Below are 17,071 nucleotides of genomic sequence, written 5' to 3'. Positions count from 1 at the left end.
GAGGGCGTCCAACCCCCCGACCGGGCCCGGCCGCCCGGCGATCGGCGCTACTCGATGCCGTTGCGCCGGTACGGCTGGTACGCGGAGCCGCCGTGGAAGTACGGGTACGGGATCTCCCGGGAGACCATGCCCGCGTCCCCGCTGTCCTCGATGCCGATGTAACGGGTGTGGGCGGCGTCCACCCAGCCTCCGAACAGCACCGTGTGGTCGTTGGAGATCAGCGCGTCGCCCGGCTGCAGGTCGGCCTTGCCGATGTGGTGCGACACGTTGCTCTGCATCAGGCCGATGGTGTTCAGGCCCGGGCCGGGCAGGCCCCAGGCGCAGGACACCAGGCCGGAGCAGTCCACCCGGTAGCCGTTGGTGACGGCGCCCTGGCTGTAGCCGAGCTTGTGCTCGGCGCGCTCCAGCGCGCGCTCCACCATCGCCCGGCGCTCCTCCGACAGCCCCTCCAGCTTGGGCCTGGCCTTCACGCCGAGGCCCTCGCCGTTCTTGCGGTGCTTCTTGTTCGACCAGGAGTCCCAACCACTGCCGTTGATGATCTTGGTCTTCCAGTCACCGGTCGAGCGGTCCTTGAGCTTCGGCCCGTCGTGCTTGCCGCCGGGCCCGCCGGACGGGGTGCCCGTGCCGCCGCCGCTGTCCGTCCCGGTGCCGGGCGACTTCGGCTGCGGTGCGTGGCTCCCGCCACCGCCGCCGCCACCGCCGCCACCGCCGGGGGAGCTGTCGATGCCGGTGCTCGGCGACTTCGGCTGCTCGTGGCCGCCGCCACCGCCACCACCGCCACCGCTCCCACCGCCGCCGGGGACGCTGTCGATGCCGGTGCTCGGCGACTTCGGCTGGTCGCCGCCGCCGCCCGGCTTCTTCATGCCGTCGGCGATCTCCTTCTCGATCGCCTCGTACCGGGCGATGAGCTGCTTGATCTTCGCCGCGTCCTGGGCGAGCTCCTTGGTGAGCCGCTCCTTGGTCTTCATCAGCGCCTCGGCCTTGCTGCTGATGTCGCGGACGCTCTTGGTGACATCCGCGAGCACCGCGCCCGCGCCGACGATCCCCAGGATGCCGCCGGAGAACACGTCGGTGGCCGCCGCCTTCGCGACCGTCTCCGAGATGTGCCCGACCTGCTGCGTCATCTGTGCCATGCGCTGGTTGATCTGCTCGAAGTCGCGCTGGATCTTCAGCAGTTCCTCCGGCCGGAAGCCGAACATCATCGCCGTCATCGAAGGACGCCCCCTCGTTCCCCGTCCGCGGAAAGCCCCGGGACGATCTCCACCGTCCGTACTCGGTCCACCGCGCGCCGGCTCACAGCACGTTGGCGAGGCGCTTCACCGAGTCACCGAGCTGGTTGAGCTCGTCCGCGACCCCGTTCAGCTCCTTGACCCGGCCCTGCGCGTGCGCGGTGAACGCGTCCGCGGCGGCGCCGTGCCAGGACATGCTCGACAGCAGCGAGTTGACGTCGCCGCCGAGCTGCTCGACCTGCTTGGCCATCTCGGCCAGCTCCTGCGCGATCTTGTTCAGCTCGGCATCGGCGTCGCCGAACATCTTGCCGAGCGCCCAGTGCGCGATCTCGGCGGGCGCCATGACGATGTCCTTGCCGACCTTGACGATGTCGCCGGCCAGGTCTCCCAGATCGTCCAGAAAGCCCATCAGAACTCCCCCTGTTCCCCGTATAAACGTTCTCCCCCAGGCTAGTCAGTACCGCGTTCGAGGGAAACGGGTGGGCCCCCGTGAATACCTGCGGTTGACCTTCGGGCGGCTGTTCGCGGTCCGCCCGCCGCTCCTGTGACACTGGAGGCCCGTAACAAAAAACCGAGGTGCGCCCCGGCCTCGACTTTATGCAACCTAGAGGGATGCCCGCAGTGAGTTCTCCCGTAGCCCCGCAGCCCGCCCCCACGCTCGCGGAGCTGGCCGCCCGGCTGCCCGGCCTGATGCTTCGCGACGCGCAGCGCCTGGGCCGCCGCCTGGAGGGCACCCGCAAGGTCCGGTCGGCCGAGGCCCGGCAGAAGGTCCTGGCCGAGCTGGCCGCCGACTTCGACCGTTCCGAACTGCGGGTGTCCGACCGCCGGGCGGCGGTCCCCGAGATCCGCTACCCGCAGGAACTGCCGGTGGCGCAGAAGAAGGACGACATCCTGGCCGCCGTCCGCGACCACCAGGTGGTGATCGTGGCGGGCGAGACCGGCTCCGGCAAGACCACCCAGATCCCGAAGATCTGCCTGGAGCTGGGCCGCGGCGTGCGGGGCCTGATCGGCCACACCCAGCCCCGCCGGATCGCCGCCCGCACGGTCGCCGAGCGCGTCGCCGAGGAGCTGGACACCCCGCTCGGCGAGGCCGTCGGCTGGAAGGTCCGGTTCACCGACCAGGCCGGCCAGGACACCCTGGTCAAGCTGATGACGGACGGCATCCTGCTGGCCGAGATCCAGACCGACCGGGACTTGCGCCAGTACGACACCCTGATCATCGACGAGGCGCACGAGCGCAGCCTGAACATCGACTTCCTGCTCGGCTACCTCAAGCAGCTGCTCCCCCGCCGCCCCGACCTCAAGGTGATCATCACCTCGGCCACCATCGACCCGGAGCGCTTCGCCGAGCACTTCGACGACGCCCCGATCATCGAGGTCTCCGGCCGCACCTATCCGGTCGAGGTCCGTTACCGGCCGCTCGCCGAAGACGCCGCCGACGAGGCCGACGAGGAGGAGCCGGACCGCGACCGCGACCAGATCCAGGGCATCTGCGACGCCGTCGAGGAGCTCCAGGCCGAGGGCCCGGGCGACATCCTGGTGTTCCTCTCCGGCGAGCGCGAGATCCGCGACACCGCGGACGCGCTGACCAAGCTGAAACTGAAGTCCACCGAGATCCTGCCGCTGTACGCCCGGCTGTCCTCCGCCGAGCAGCACAAGGTCTTCCAGCGCTCCTCGCAGCGCCGGGTGGTGCTCGCCACCAACGTCGCCGAGACCTCGCTGACCGTCCCCGGCATCAAGTACGTGATCGACCCGGGCACCGCCCGGATCTCCCGCTACAGCCACCGCACCAAGGTCCAGCGGCTGCCGATCGAGGCGATCAGCCAGGCCAGCGCCAACCAGCGCAAGGGCCGCTGCGGCCGCACCTCGGACGGCATCTGCATCCGGCTGTACTCGGAGGAGGACTTCCTCTCCCGCCCCGAGTTCACCGACGCGGAGATCCTGCGCACCAACCTGGCCTCCGTCATCCTGCAGATGACGGCGGCGGGCCTCGGCGACATCGCCGCCTTCCCGTTCCTCGACCCGCCGGACTCCCGCAACATCAAGGACGGCGTCAGCCTGCTGCACGAGCTGGGCGCCCTCGACCCGGCCGAGAAGGACCACCGCAAGCGGCTGACCCCGCTGGGCCGCAAGCTCGCCCAGCTCCCGGTCGACCCGCGGATGGCCCGCATGGTGCTGGAGGCCGACCGCCTGGGCTGCGTCCGCGACGTGATGGTGATCGCCTCCGCGCTGTCCATCCAGGACCCGCGCGAGCGCCCCGCCGAGAAGCGCCAGGCCGCCGACGAGCGGCACCGCCGCTTCCACTCGGAGACCTCCGACTTCCTGTCCTACCTGGCGATGTGGCGCTACGTCAGGGAACAGCAGAAGGAGCTGTCCTCCTCCGCGTTCCGCCGGATGTGCAAGTCCGAGTTCCTCAACTACCTGCGGATACGGGAGTGGCAGGACGTCTACGTCCAGCTGCGCACCATCGCCAAGCAGCTCGGCGTGACGATCGACGAGCCGCACGACGACGCCGAACCCGATGCGGACCGCATCCACCAGGCGCTGCTGTCCGGCCTGCTGTCCCACCTCGGCCTGTTCGACGTGGAGAAGCGCGAGTACGCGGGCGCCCGGGGCGCCCGGTTCGCGGTGTTCCCGGGGTCGGGGCTGTTCAAGAAGCCGCCGCGCTGGGTGATGTCCGCCGAGCTGGTGGAGACCTCCCGGCTGTGGGCCCGGATCAACGCGAAGATCGAGCCGGAGTGGGTGGAGCCGCTCGCCCCGCACCTGATCAAGCGCACCTACAGCGAGCCGCACTGGGAGAAGAAGGCCGGCGCGGTGGTGGCCTTCGAGAAGGTCACCCTGTACGGCCTGCCGATCGTCGCCCAGCGCAAGGTCAACTACGGCCGGATCGAGCCCGAGCTGTGCCGTGAGCTGTTCATCCGCTCCGCCCTGGTGGAGGGCGACTGGGAGACCCACCACCGGTTCTTCGCGGACAACCGCAAGCTGCTCGACGAGGTCGAGGAGCTGGAGAACCGGGCCCGCCGCCGGGACATCCTGGTGGACGACCAGACCCTGTTCGACTTCTACGACGCCCGCCTGCCCGAGGACGTGGTCTCCGCCCGGCACTTCGACGCCTGGTGGAAGAAGGCCCGCCGGGACCAGCCCGACCTGCTCAACTTCGAGAAGTCGATGCTGATCAACGACTCGGCGGACGGCGTCACCGAGGCCGACTACCCGGACGTCTGGCAGCAGGGCAAGCTGCGCTTCCCGCTGACGTACCAGTTCGAGCCGGGCAGCGACGCGGACGGCGTGACGGTGCACATCCCGCTCGGGGTGCTCAACCAGGTGGTCGCGGACGGCTTCGACTGGCAGATCCCGGGCCTGCGCGAGGAGCTGGTCACCGCCTGGATCCGCTCGCTGCCGAAGGCGATCCGCCGCAACTTCGTGCCCGCCCCGGACTACGCCCGGGCCGCGATGCGCGAACTGACCGACCGCCAGGAGCCGCTGCTGCCGACCCTGGAGCGGGTGCTGCACCGGATGTCGGGCCTGCCGATCCCGCCGGAGTCCTGGGACGAGGAGCGGATCCCCGACCACCTGAAGGTCACCTTCCGGGTGGTGGACGGCAAGCGGAAGCTCGCCGAGTCCAAGGACCTGGAGGAGCTCCGCCAGAGCCTGCGCCCGAAGCTGTCCGCGACGCTGTCCAACGCGGCGTCCGGCCGGGGCATCGAGCGCACCGGCCTGACCGCCTGGCCGGACGACCTGCCGGTGCTCCAGCGCACCTTCGAGCAGCGCACCCGGGGCCATTCGCTGCGCGCCTACCCGGCGCTGGTGGACGAGGGCACGAGCGTCGGCATCAAGCTGTTCGACACCCCGGAGGCCCAGCAGCGCGCGATGTGGCTGGGCACCCGCCGGCTGCTGATGCTGCGGATCAACTCGCCCGCCAAGGCGATCCAGGGCCGCCTGGGCAACCAGGCGAAGCTGGCGCTGTCGTACAACCCGCACGGTTCGATCCCGGCGATGTTCGAGGACGTGGTGGCGGCCGCCACCGACCGGCTGATGGCCCGGGCGGGCGGCGTGGCCTGGGACGCGGAGGCGTTCACGGCGCTGTACGACCAGGTCCGGGCGGACCTGTACGAGCTGTCGGCGGACACCACGCTGAAGACCGCGTCGGCGCTGATCGCCTTCCACAAGGCGTCGAACCGGTTGAAGTCGGTGTCCAGCCCGGTGCTGCTGTCGGCGGTGAACGACGTCCGGCTGCACCTGGCCTCGCTGGTGCACCCGGGCTTCGTCACCGACACCGGCTGGCAGCGCCTGGGCGACCTGAAGCGCTATCTGATCGCGGTGGACCGCCGCCTGGAGGCGCTGCCCGACCATCCGCAGCGGGACCTGCAGAACCTGCTGAAGGTGCAGGCGGTGCAGCAGGCGTACGGCGAGCTGCTGGCGAAGGTGCCGGCCGGGCGGGAGCCGTCGCCGGAGATCGCGGCGGTCCGCTGGATGATCGAGGAGCTGCGGGTGAGCTTCTTCGCGCAGGGTCTGGGCACGCCGACCCCGGTGTCGGAGAAGCGCATCCTGAAGGCGATGGAGGCCGCCGCGGCGACCCTCTGAGGCCCGGCGGGAGCCGGTTCGACCTGGGGGGTCGCCATGCAGTACGATCTGTCTTGTTCGCAGGCGAGAGCAGGCGGGCAAGGATCAGATCACTGGTCCCGTGGAGCAGTTGGTTAGCTCGCCACCCTGTCAAGGTGGAGGTCGCGGGTTCAAGTCCCGTCGGGATCGCAGGAAGCGCAGGGCCCGGAACTTCGGTTCCGGGCCCTATCGCGTTTCCCGGGCCGGCACAAGATAACGGCGCTGTGATCACCGTCACTGACGCCCTTTCAGGAGAGTACTTCGGGAGCATCTCCGCAAAGGGCCCTGATTTAATATGTAAAATTGTACTGTCATTCCCGGGAATTCCCCCCTCCCCCACGAGCCCCACGGGAATCCCGCATTCCGGGCCCCGACATGCCGAAGGGCCGCACCCCCGACCCGGCGGAGTCGGAGAAGCGGCCCCAGGGGCTGCCGAGCGCCTTTCCCGACCCGGCGGAGTCGGGGTGCGGCACCCGGGGAAGAGCGGGGATCAGACCTCGGTGCGCTGGGCCGGAATACCGGCCAGCAGGGCGCGCACCTCCGCCTCGCGGTAGCGGCGGTGGCCGCCGAGGGTCCGAATCGACGTGAGCTTGCCTGCCTTGGCCCAGCGGGTCACCGTCTTCGGGTCCACGCGGAACATGGTGGCGACCTCTGCCGGCGTCAGCAGGGGCTCGGCGTCAGGGGTACGAGCGGTCATGAGCGGCCTCCTCGGGAGAACCGAACCAGGGCGGTTCTATCCTTCAAATTCTGCACCTTGACCCGCGATGCCCGAAATGGCACGGACGGGCCGAGTCGGTTATAGGACGAACGGCTTGTCCTGGTGTCTACAACTACACCATCCGTCCAGCCCTATCGGCCAAACCGTCAAAATTGACCCCTCACGGGTTCAAGGGCGACGGATGGCCATGGACCACCCCATAGCGGACAGTCACACAGCGGTGACGTCCGGTCACGGTGCGGCACGCCTGAGTGAGCTTGGGTTGGTTGTCCCATTTTGGCACATAGGTCTGAGATGACGTCAACGGTGAGTAGTGTCACGTTTCTCAGGTATTGACCCGATCTGGGACCATGGTCCCAAAAACCCTCCCAATGGTATGGACCATCCTGGACTCTCGCACCGGTTTTCGACCAGAGGGCATTTTCTGACACCCCCTCAGCCCGAGAGCCTCCCCCGTCCCCGGTCCGATCACGCTCAGGAGGACTGCCGCAGCGCCAGCACCCGCCGCCAGCGCGCCGACAGCGCCTCGTAGCGGCGCAGCGCCCCCGCCGCGTCCCCGGCCCGCAGGGCGGCCAGGCCGGCGGCGAGTTCGCCCACCGAGTGCTCCTCGGCCACCGCGCGCGGGCCGAGCAGCTGCACCAGGCCGCCGTAGTCGAGTTCCACCAGCGAGCGGGGGTGGAACTCCTCCAGCCAGCGGCCGACCTCCTCGGCGCCCTCGGCGAGGGCCGCGCCGGCCGCCTTCTCGCGCAGTGCCCGGTAGGCGCGGGCGATCCGGCGGCGGGCCTGCACCATCGGGGTCAGGTAGAACAGCGCGGCGGGCTCGGGGCGTTCGCCGTCCCCGGCGGAGCCGTACTCACCGGCCGGCAGGTGGTGGCGGTCCTCCTCGCCGAAGGCCAGGAACCAGTGCAGCGGCACCTCCCAGCGGCTGGAGCGGATCCACGGCCGGGCGTCGGGGTGGTCCTGCTGCCAGCGCGTCCGGGAGGTCTCGGCGGCGGCCCGCAGGGCGGGCGGCAGCACGGTGTCCACCAGGTGCGCGGGCATGGTGCGGCGCAGCTCCTGCAGGGCCAGCCAGCCGCGCAGCCGGGTCGTCCACGGGCAGATGTAGGTGACGCCGTCCGCGACCCGCACGTAGGCCTGTCCGTCCTCCTGCTCGGGCAGCGGGCGGGGCGTCAGGGCGGCCAGTGCGGCGAGGGCGGCGCGCTGCTCGGCGAGGGCGGCGCCGGTGACCGGCCGGCCCGGTCCGTCGGCGTCCGGCCCGTGGGCGGCGGCGTAGGCCTGCCAGCGGGCCCGGTCCGGTTCGGGGTAGGCGGCCAGCGGCTCGTATACCCGCAACTGGGCGGTGTACGGCGGGAGCACGGAGGTGCGCGGGACGGTCACGCTCCGCATGGTCGCACGCGCCTCCGGGACGCGTCAGGGTGTCCGGGAGACGGCTTCGATCGTTATAGCCCGGGGCCCGCCCGGGGGCAGATTCGAAGGCAGCCCCGGAGCTAGGCTTCGACCAGACGCCCGCACCACCGTCGCGGGCCATCATTGCTGGAGTCACCACCGTGACCGACGTACACACCACGCACCCCGCACCAGGCGTGCTGGGCCGAGTCTTCGGCACCGGCCAGGAGGGCGACGGGCACGAGCAGGTCGTGCTCTGCCACGACCGTTCCACCGGTCTCAAGGCGATCATCGCCATCCACTCGACCGCTCTCGGCCCGGCCCTCGGCGGCACCCGGTTCTTCCCGTACGCGAGCGAGGAGGAGGCGCTGACCGACGCGCTGAACCTCTCCCGCGGAATGAGCTACAAGAACGCCCTCGCCGGGCTCGACCTCGGCGGCGGCAAGGCCGTGATCATCGGCGACCCGAACAAGGACAAGAACGAGGCGATGCTGCGCGCCTACGGGCGCTTCGTGCAGTCCCTGCGCGGCCGCTACGTCACCGCCTGCGACGTGGGCACCTACGTCCAGGACATGGACGTGATCGCCCGGGAGACCGAGTTCGTCACCGGCCGCTCGCCCGAGCACGGCGGCGCCGGCGACTCCTCGGTGCTGACCTCGTTCGGCGTCTTCCAGGGCATGCGCGCCTCCGCCCAGGCCCGTTGGGGCCAGCCGACGCTGCGCGGCAAGCGGGTCGGCGTGGCGGGTGTCGGCAAGGTCGGCCACTACCTGGTCGGGCACCTGGTCGCGGACGGCGCCACCGTGGTGGTCACCGACGTGTCCGAGGCCGCCGTGAACCGGGTCCGGGCCGCCCACCCGGAGGTCGAGGTGGTGGCCGACACCGCCGCCCTGCTCGCCTCCGACCTGGACGTGTACGCCCCGTGCGCGCTCGGCGGCGCGCTCACCGACGAGACGGTGGGGGCGCTCGGCGCGGCCGGCACCTCGATCGTCTGCGGTGCGGCGAACAACCAGCTCGCCCACCCGGGCGTGGAGAAGGACCTGGCCGACCGGGGCATCCTGTACGCGCCCGACTACCTGGTGAACTCCGGTGGCGTGATCCAGGTCGCCGACGAGATCGAGGGCTTCAACTTCGACCGGGCGAAGAACAAGGCCACCAGGATCTTCGACACCACGCTGGAGATCTTCACCCGGGCCGCCGCCGACGGCATCCCGCCGGCGGTCGCCGCCGACCGGCTCGCCGAGAAGCGGATGCGGGAGATCAGCGCGCTGCGCTCGGTCCTGCTGCCGGCCGCCCGCCGCGGCTGACCCGCGACCCGTCGTGACGCGCGGGGCCGGCGCCGCCCGCCCCGCGCATCACGATGTGGAACCGGATTCTCAGTCTGTCCCCCGAACGGGCGATACCGCGCCTCCTTCGGGGGATAATCTCTGCAGGAACGACGGGACCGGCATCGCGCCGGACAGCCTGCAAAAGCCCCGAAATTCCCCTCTGACCTGGGCGGACCTGGTTCGAGGGGGCTTGGGTGCGCGCCACGTCACACCGGCGACGTACCGTCCGGCGGCGGAAACAGGTACCGTTAATGCTCCAAGGGACGGTTTCCCACTTCGGGCAGGCCGGACCTGATCATCAACACGTGTCAGACTCGGGGCCGTGAGCCCCACCGTTGAGGGGGTCGACCCATGGGGCGCGGCCGGGCCAAGGCCAAGCAGACGAAGGTCGCCCGCGAGCTGAAGTACAACAGCGGCGGGTTCGACGCTAACCGTCTGTCTCACGAGCTGGGTGTATCTCCGTCGACCGCGATCGAGCCTGAGCCGATCGAGGACGACGACGAGGACGACCCCTACGCGGCGTACGCCGACATGTACAACGACGACGACGACGAGGACGAGGACACTCCTCCGGCTCGTCGCCGCGCGTAAGTTCTTCGACCGGACCGGTCCGGGCGCTCCCTGCGGGCGCCGGGCCGGTTTTCGGCGTACCTGTTCCGCGCGGGCTGTCGCCGAGCGGCATGGGAAAGGCCCCGCCGGTGGCGGGGCCCTTCGCCGTGCCCGGGGTCAGAAGGCCTCGTAGGCGTTGTACAGCGCCGCGCCGCCGTCGTGCTCGGCGTCGCGCTCGACCACGTCGCCGAGCAGCCACGCCTCGACGCCGCGGTCCTCCAGCACCGACAGCACCACGTCGACCGACTCCGGCGGGACGACGGCGACCATGCCGACGCCCATGTTGAGGGTCTTCTCGATCTCCAGGGTCTGCATCGCGCCGACCTTGGCGACCGTCCGGAACACCGGCAACGGGGTCCAGGTGCCGCGGTCCAGGCGGGCGTGCAGGTGGTCCGGGATCACCCGGGCCAGGTTGGCGGCCAGGCCGCCGCCGGTGACGTGCGAGAAGGCGTGGATCTCGGTGGCGCGGGTGAGCGCCAGGCAGTCCAGGGTGTAGATCCGGGTCGGCTCCAGCAGCTCCTCGCCGAGGGTGCGGCCGAACTCCTCGACCTGGCGGTCGAGCTTCCAGCCGGCCTCGTTCAGCAGCACGTGCCGGACCAGCGAGTAGCCGTTGGAGTGCAGGCCGGAGGCGGCCATCGCGATCACCACGTCGCCCGCGCGGACCCGGTCCGCTCCGAGCAGCGCGTCGGCCTCGACCACGCCGGTGCCGGCGCCCGCGACGTCGTACTCGTCGGGGCCGAGCAGGCCCGGGTGCTCGGCGGTCTCGCCGCCGATCAGCGCGCAGCCGGCCAGCGTGCAGCCCTCGGCGATGCCCTTGACGATGGCGGCGACCCGCTCGGGGACGACCTTGCCGACGCAGATGTAGTCGGTCATGAACAGCGGCTCGGCGCCGCACACCACCAGGTCGTCCACGACCATGCCGACCAGGTCGTGGCCGATGGTGTCGTGCTTGTCCATGGCCTGGGCGATGGCCACCTTGGTGCCCACGCCGTCGGTGGCGGAGGCCAGCAGCGGGCGCTCGTAGCGCTTGAAGGCGGAGGCGTCGAACAGTCCGGCGAAGCCGCCCAGGCCGCCCAGTACCTCGGGGCGGTCGGTCTTCTTCACCCACTGCTTCATCAGCTCGACGGCACGGTCGCCGGCCTCGATGTCGACACCCGCGGCGGCGTAGGTCGCCCCGGTCTCGTTGCTGGTCACCTGGTGTGGCCCTTTCGAAGTGGTGGTGCTGCCTCCCCCGGCCGGGGCCGGGATGGGGTGCCCCCGGCCCGTGCCGGGGGCGGTGCGCTGGATTACGGGCGTCGCAGCGCGTCCGCCGCGCCCGCGCCACCCAGCAGCGACTGCACGCCGTCGAGGTCGCTGGTCTGCTTGCCGCGGACCGGCTGCTTGGCCTGGCCGCCGGCGATCTCGGCTTCGAGCAGCAGCTTGCCGAGCAGTGCCGGGTCGGGCAGCTCCATCGGGTACTCGCCGTCGAAGCAGGCCCGGCAGAGCTTGTCCTTGGGCTGCTTGGTGGCCTCGATCATCCCGTCGATGGAGATGTAGGCCAGCGAGTCGGCGCCCAGCGAGCGGCCGATCTCGTCGACCGACAGGCCGTTGGCGATCAGCTCGGCGCGGGTGGCGAAGTCGATGCCGAAGAAGCACGGCCACTTCACCGGCGGCGAGGAGATCCGGATGTGGACCTCGGCCGCGCCGGCCTCGCGGAGCATCCGCACCAGGGCGCGCTGGGTGTTGCCGCGGACGATGGAGTCGTCCACGACCACCAGGCGCTTGCCCCGGATGACCTCGCGCAGCGGGTTGAGCTTGAGCCGGATGCCCAGCTGGCGGATGGTCTGGTTGGGCTGGATGAAGGTGCGGCCGACGTAGGCGTTCTTCACCAGGCCGGAGCCGAACGGGATGCCGCTGGCCTCGGCGTAGCCGATCGCAGCGGGGGTGCCCGACTCGGGAGTCGCTATCACCAGGTCGGCGTCGGCCGGGGCCTCGGCGGCCAGCTTGCGGCCCATCTCCACCCGGGAGAGGTGCACGTTGCGGCCGGCGATCGAGGTGTCCGGGCGGGCCAGGTACACGTACTCGAAGACGCAGCCCTTGGGCTTGGCCTCGGCGAAGCGCGAGGAGCGCATGCCGTTCTCGTCGATGGCGATCAGCTCGCCGGGCTCCACCTCGCGGATGAAGCTGGCGCCGACGATGTCGAGGGCCGAGGTCTCGGAGGCGACCACCCAGCCGCGCTCGATGCGGCCCAGCACCAGCGGGCGGATGCCCTGCGGGTCACGGGCGGCGTAGAGCGTGTGCTCGTCCATGAAGACCAGCGAGAAGGCGCCCTTGACGTCGGGCAGCACCTTCTGTGCGGCCTCCTCGACGGTCAGCTCGGGGTGGCCGGCCAGCAGGGCGGTCAGCAGGTCGGTGTCGTTGGTCGCCGCGGTCCGCCCGGAGCGGGAGACGTGCTCCTCGCCGGGCAGTTCGGCGACCTTCGCCGCGAGTTCGGCGGTGTTCACCAGGTTTCCGTTGTGGCCGAGGGCCAGCGAACCGTTGGCGGTCGCCCGGAAGGTCGGCTGGGCGTTCTCCCAGACCGAGGACCCGGTGGTCGAGTAGCGGGCATGTCCGACGGCGATATGCCCGTGCAGCGACCCCAGGGAGGTCTCGTCGAAGACCTGGGAGACGAGTCCCATGTCCTTGAAGACGAGAATCTGGGAGCCGTTGCTCACTGCGATGCCCGCGGATTCCTGTCCGCGGTGCTGCAGGGCATAGAGGCCGAAGTACGTGAGCTTTGCGACCTCCTCGCCGGGAGCCCAGACGCCGAAGACGCCGCAAGCGTCCTGGGGGCCTTTCTCGCCGGGAAGAAGATCGTGGTTGAGTCGTCCGTCACCACGTGGCACGTCTCCGAGTCTAGGGCAGATGGCGGGAACGCCCTGATGGCAGCCTCGCGGTACGCGCGTAGACCCCGGTCCTTACCAGGTTTTCCGCTTCGGGTGGCCGGCTTCACGCCCTTGTCATCAGGCCTTCGCACGGTGGACGGACGACCCCGCGGCCCCCGCGCTGTGAGCCTGCTCACCCGGCGGGCAGCAGCAGCCGCCAGGAGTCCGGGCGGACCGTCCAGGTGCGGTGGCGGACCGGGCCGACCGGGCAGCCGTCGGCCTCGTAGCCGAAGCCGCGGCCGGCCACGGTGAGCAGGCCGGCCCGCCGGCGGCAGGGGCTGCCGTCCAGGTCGAGGGCGAGCTCCATGGCCCCGTCGACCATGGCGACCCGCAGGTGGCGGACCCGCTGGTGGACGTCGGCCAGCAGCAGGCCGTCCGCCTCGATGCGCAGTTCCTCGGATCCGGAGGGGCTCGCCTGCTCGGCCGCAGCCAGTTTCGCCCATAGCGAACGCCAGCCACCCGTTCGGCCCTGCCTGGGGCCGGTGAAGCGGACTTCGGAGAGCACCACCCCGCCGCCGTCGTCGAGCAGCAGTCCGAGCCGCCGGGCGCTGCCCGCCAGCACCGTCCGGGCGGCCGCGACCGGCTCGGTCGGGACGCCCAGCAGCCGGGCGGTCGCGGTGGCCACCGGGCCGCCGACCGGGACCAGGCCGACCGGGTCGGCGTCCAACTCCCGCTGCCGGTGCAGGGCCTGCAGCACCCGCTGCAGCGCCTGGTCCGATCCGATCACCACCGCGCGCCTTTTGCCCCGATGTGCGAGCACCCGGTCGAGCTCGGACGGACTCTCCGGCAGCGTGACCTTCACGTCGGCGCCGCCGCACAGCACATCCTTGGCGATCCGCACCGATTCGCCGTCCGCCTGCCTGGCCGACGGGTCCAGCACCACCAGGAGCGGCCCGGCCCCCTCGGCGTCCGGGGGGCGGGATACGGGCGTGGACAGCGACGACACGACCGGTCCTTCCTCAGGTAATCTCTCGGTGCAAGAGCCCCTTGCGCCATTGCGCCAGGGGCTTCGTCCATCTCGGGGCAGACTGCGGTCTTCGCAGGATGCCCCAACCGGAAGGGGTGTACGCCTGTGCCGGCACTCGTGCTCGTTGGTGCCCAGTGGGGAGACGAGGGCAAGGGGAAGGCCACCGACCTGCTCGGCGGCTCCGTCGACTACGTCGTCCGCTACCAGGGCGGCAACAACGCCGGTCACACGGTGGTCATCGGCGACCAGAAGTACGCCCTCCACCTGCTGCCTTCCGGCATCCTCAGCCCGAACGTGGTGCCGGTGATCGGCAACGGCGTGGTGATCGACCCGGGCGTGCTGCTCTCCGAGCTGCAGGGCCTGAACGACCGCGGCATCGACACCTCCAAGCTGCTGATCTCGGGCAACGCCCACCTGATCACCCCGTACCACCGGACGCTGGACAAGGTCACCGAGCGCTTCCTCGGCAAGCGCCGGATCGGCACCACCGGCCGCGGCATCGGCCCGGCCTACGCCGACAAGATCAACCGCGTCGGCATCCGGGTCCAGGACCTGTTCGACGAGTCGATCCTGCGCCAGAAGATCGAGGCGGCGCTGCACGACAAGAACCAGCTGCTGGTCAAGCTCTACAACCGCCGCGCGATCCCGGCCGACCTGGTGCTGGAGGAGTACCTGGGCTACGCCGACAAGATCAAGCCGTTCCTGGCGGACACCACGCTGGTCCTGGACGAGGCGCTGAAGGCCGGCAAGGTCGTGCTGCTGGAGGGCGGCCAGGGCACCCTGCTGGACGTGGACCACGGCACGTACCCGTTCGTCACCTCCTCGAACCCGACCTCGGGCGGCGCCTGCACCGGCTCCGGCATCGGCCCCACCAAGATCGACCGGGTCATCGGCATCCTGAAGGCCTACACCACCCGCGTCGGCTCGGGCCCGTTCCCGACCGAGCTGCTGGACGCGGACGGCGAGGCGCTGCGGCGGATCGGCGGCGAGCGCGGTGTCACCACCGGCCGCGACCGGCGCTGCGGCTGGTTCGACGCGGTGATCGCCCGCTACGCGACCCGGGTCAACGGCCTGACCGACTTCTTCCTGACCAAGCTGGACGTGCTGACCGGCTGGGAGCAGATCCCGGTCTGCGTCGCGTACGAGATCGACGGGCAGCGGGTCGAGGAACTCCCGTACAACCAGTCGGACTTCCACCACGCGAAGCCGATCTACGAGAACCTGCCCGGCTGGAGCGAGGACATCTCGAAGGCGAAGACCTTCGCCGACCTGCCGAAGAACGCGCAGGCGTACGTGAAGGCGCTGGAGGAGATGTCGGGCGCGCCGATCTCGGCGATCGGCGTCGGCCCCGGCCGGACCGAGACCATCGAGATCAACTCCTTCCTGTAGGACGGACCTCGCGAGGCCCGGCACCCCTGTCCGCGGGGGTGCCGGGCCTTTCGCATGCGCCGGGAAGTTTGTACTAGTGCAGATATTGCTTGCGCCTAGTGCAAAGCTGCCCCTACGGTGTGCGCATGACCGCGAAACTGCCCGCCCCCGTTGTCCTGACCGGCCGCCACATCCGCCTGGAGCCGCTGACCCGCGCCCACGTGCCCGACCTGTTCGCCGCCGGCGGCGGGGACGAGGAACTGTGGCGCTGGGTGCCGGTGCCGCTGCCGCGCACCCTGGAGGAGATGGCGCGGAACATCGACGACCGGCTGGCGGACGTGCACTGCGAGCCGTACGCGGTGATCTCGCTCGCCGACGGCCGGGCGATCGGGGTGACGTGCTACTTCGAGGCGAGTGCGGCCGAGGAGCAGGTGGAGATCGGCGGCACCTGGTACGCGCGCTCCGCGTGGCGGACGGCGGTGAACACCGAGGCGAAGCTGCTGATGCTCACCCACGCCTTCGAGGACCTCGGGATGGGCCGGGTCAGCTGGCGCACCGACATCCGCAACGAGCGCTCGCAGAACGCGATCCGCCGGCTCGGCGCCACGTACGAGGGCACGTTCCGCCGCCACAAGCAGCGCCGGGACGGCAGTTGGCGGGACACCGTGTTCTTCGCGATGCTCGCCGACGAGTGGCCCGCCGTGAAGGCCCGGCTGACCGAGCGGCTGGCGGCCGGCTGAGCGGCCCGGCCGAGCGGGCGGCCGCCGGCCGAGCGGGCGTCAGTAGATGGCGGCGGAGACGATGGCGGCGACCGCCAGGTTGGTCGCCGCGGTCACCCAGACCGCCGGGTGCGGCTCGGGGTCGACCAGCAGCTCGCCGAGCCGGCCGGGCGTGACCAGGTCGAGCACCCAGAACGACACCGCCATCAGCAGCAGGCCGAACAGGCCGAACACGGCGGCCGCGGCCAGGCCCTTGCCGAACTCCTGGTAGGTGGAGATCACGGCGGTGAAGACGATCGCGCCGACCGACAGCAGCGCGGAGCTCAGCACCACGGCGGCGTTGCGATTGCGTTCGATCCATATCTGGCGGCGCAGTTCACCGGGCGTCAGGACATCCACCAGGACCACGCCGAGCAGCAGCAGGACCAGGCCGACACCGCCGTAGGCCGCCGCGTAACCCAACTGGTGCAGGATGTCGCTCATCGGGTTCCGCCCCCTGGTGTCCGCCTGCCGGCCCCGTGCCGAGGACCGGCACAACATAGCGCACGGGGCGGGCGGCGACGGGGGAGCGGATCAGTCGTTGTGCTCGACCAGGCGGTCCAGGCAGACCGCGACGGCGATCATCAGCGGGACGTCGACGCCGTCCTCGATCTCCACGCCGTAGGTGTCCCGGATGCTGAACCACTTGCGGGAGACCTCGCCGAGCCGGTGCCCGTCGTGCTTGACGGTGTACTCCTTGTCGATCAGGTCGCCGTGCACCTCCCACTCGCCGCCGCTCTCCAGTTCCACGTGGTACTTGTCGTGGAACGGGGTGAACAGCTTCTTGCGGACGGTGGCGACCACGTCGCCGTCGGCGTTCTCGATCTTCATGGCGTCGCGGACGGTCAGCACCTTCTCCCGGACGGTGGCGACCGTGTTGCCGTCGGTGTCCTGGAGTTCGAAGGTGTCGCGCAGGCGCAGCACCTTGCCGTCCACCAGGAAGCACTTCTCGCCGTGCTCGTCCTCGACCCAGTAGTCGTCGCCGACCGCGAACAGGCGTTCCTTGACCACGAACTTCCGACCCATGATCCGACTCCCTCGTCTGCATGCCGGCCCGCCGTCGGGCGGCCCTCGTCATGGTGCCAGCCGGGGCCAGGGCCTGTCCGGTCGATCTTGTCGGATCAGCGCGCGGCGTCGGGCGCCCGGCTGGGAGTGCCGGCGAACCGTCCTCGTACTGGGTGTACTTGGATGGTTTGCCGGTGCTTC

General features: G+C 70.7%; 14 protein-coding genes and 1 tRNA gene. 6 read left to right on the top strand and 9 right to left on the bottom strand.

Translation table 11 applies throughout. From position 1 onward, the window contains the following. Positions 1-47: 47 nt before the first annotated feature. Both ACWEMJ_RS31030 and ACWEMJ_RS31025 read right to left on the bottom strand, forming a co-directional pair. Positions 48-1,211 carry a hypothetical protein gene (locus ACWEMJ_RS31030; protein ID WP_452140456.1) on the bottom strand — a complete coding sequence of 388 codons (1,164 nt, stop codon included), beginning with the start codon at positions 1,209-1,211 and terminating at the stop codon, positions 48-50. An 82-nt stretch (positions 1,212-1,293) separates the two neighbouring features. After that, on the bottom strand, positions 1,294-1,638 hold the full coding sequence (locus ACWEMJ_RS31025; protein WP_452140455.1) for a WXG100 family type VII secretion target: 345 nt from the start codon (positions 1,636-1,638) through the stop codon (positions 1,294-1,296). A gap of 203 nt (positions 1,639-1,841) precedes the next feature. Between ACWEMJ_RS31025 and hrpA the strand changes: the two genes are divergently transcribed. Further along, a complete protein-coding gene (hrpA, locus tag ACWEMJ_RS31020) occupies positions 1,842-5,813 on the top strand; it encodes an ATP-dependent RNA helicase HrpA (RefSeq protein WP_452140454.1) in 3,972 nt (1,323 codons plus the stop codon). Positions 5,814-5,907: 94 nt separating this feature from the next. Beyond that, positions 5,908-5,981: transfer RNA gene (locus tag ACWEMJ_RS31015), tRNA-Asp, on the top strand. A 340-nt stretch (positions 5,982-6,321) separates the two neighbouring features. Here the strand turns inward: ACWEMJ_RS31015 and bldC are convergent. Continuing rightward, positions 6,322-6,528 carry a developmental transcriptional regulator BldC gene (bldC, locus tag ACWEMJ_RS31010; RefSeq protein WP_030459248.1) on the bottom strand — a complete coding sequence of 69 codons (207 nt, stop codon included), beginning with the start codon at positions 6,526-6,528 and terminating at the stop codon, positions 6,322-6,324. Positions 6,529-7,023: 495 nt separating this feature from the next. After that, on the bottom strand, positions 7,024-7,926 hold the full coding sequence (locus ACWEMJ_RS31005; protein ID WP_452140453.1) for a hypothetical protein: 903 nt from the start codon (positions 7,924-7,926) through the stop codon (positions 7,024-7,026). Between the two features lie 170 nt (positions 7,927-8,096). On the opposite strand from ACWEMJ_RS31005, the gene ACWEMJ_RS31000 reads away from it, so the two are divergent. Both ACWEMJ_RS31000 and ACWEMJ_RS30995 read left to right on the top strand, forming a co-directional pair. Continuing rightward, complete coding sequence (locus ACWEMJ_RS31000; protein ID WP_452140452.1) at positions 8,097-9,239, top strand: Glu/Leu/Phe/Val dehydrogenase dimerization domain-containing protein; 1,143 nt, start codon at positions 8,097-8,099, stop codon at positions 9,237-9,239. Between the two features lie 372 nt (positions 9,240-9,611). Then, positions 9,612-9,851: a DUF3073 domain-containing protein gene (locus ACWEMJ_RS30995; RefSeq protein ID WP_452140451.1), complete on the top strand. Its 240-nt coding sequence runs from the start codon at positions 9,612-9,614 to the stop codon at positions 9,849-9,851. 135 nt (positions 9,852-9,986) lie between these two features. Here the strand turns inward: ACWEMJ_RS30995 and purM are convergent, their stop codons facing one another. From purM to ACWEMJ_RS30980, 3 genes are all read right to left on the bottom strand, one after another. Continuing rightward, positions 9,987-11,063 (bottom strand): phosphoribosylformylglycinamidine cyclo-ligase, encoded by a 1,077-nt coding sequence (purM, locus tag ACWEMJ_RS30990; RefSeq protein WP_452140450.1) that lies wholly within the window; start codon positions 11,061-11,063, stop codon positions 9,987-9,989. 92 nt (positions 11,064-11,155) lie between these two features. After that, complete coding sequence (purF, locus tag ACWEMJ_RS30985; protein WP_452140449.1) at positions 11,156-12,733, bottom strand: amidophosphoribosyltransferase; 1,578 nt, start codon at positions 12,731-12,733, stop codon at positions 11,156-11,158. 172 nt (positions 12,734-12,905) lie between these two features. Further along, the gene (locus ACWEMJ_RS30980) at positions 12,906-13,718 is read right to left on the bottom strand and encodes a diacylglycerol kinase (RefSeq protein ID WP_452140448.1); all 813 of its coding nucleotides are present in this window, start codon (positions 13,716-13,718) and stop codon (positions 12,906-12,908) included. Positions 13,719-13,844: 126 nt separating this feature from the next. On the opposite strand from ACWEMJ_RS30980, the gene ACWEMJ_RS30975 reads away from it, so the two are divergent. Both ACWEMJ_RS30975 and ACWEMJ_RS30970 read left to right on the top strand, forming a co-directional pair. Further along, entirely contained in the window at positions 13,845-15,128 is a 1,284-nt protein-coding gene (locus ACWEMJ_RS30975) for an adenylosuccinate synthase (protein WP_380474715.1), read from the top strand. A 125-nt stretch (positions 15,129-15,253) separates the two neighbouring features. Then, positions 15,254-15,847, top strand: coding sequence for a GNAT family N-acetyltransferase (locus ACWEMJ_RS30970; RefSeq protein ID WP_452140447.1), 594 nt, complete (start codon positions 15,254-15,256; stop codon positions 15,845-15,847). Between the two features lie 39 nt (positions 15,848-15,886). Here the strand turns inward: ACWEMJ_RS30970 and ACWEMJ_RS30965 are convergent, their stop codons facing one another. Together ACWEMJ_RS30965 and ACWEMJ_RS30960 are read right to left on the bottom strand one after the other, a co-directional pair. After that, positions 15,887-16,309, bottom strand: coding sequence for a DUF350 domain-containing protein (locus tag ACWEMJ_RS30965; protein WP_043915469.1), 423 nt, complete (start codon positions 16,307-16,309; stop codon positions 15,887-15,889). Positions 16,310-16,399: 90 nt separating this feature from the next. Next, positions 16,400-16,891: an LURP-one-related/scramblase family protein gene (locus tag ACWEMJ_RS30960; protein ID WP_452140446.1), complete on the bottom strand. Its 492-nt coding sequence runs from the start codon at positions 16,889-16,891 to the stop codon at positions 16,400-16,402. Positions 16,892-17,071 lie beyond the last annotated feature (180 nt).

The sequence above is a fragment of the Kitasatospora sp. NPDC004531 genome (assembly GCF_053602195.1).
The sequence above is the reverse complement of the archived record's forward strand: the minus strand, read 5'-3'. Positions and strand labels throughout refer to the sequence as shown.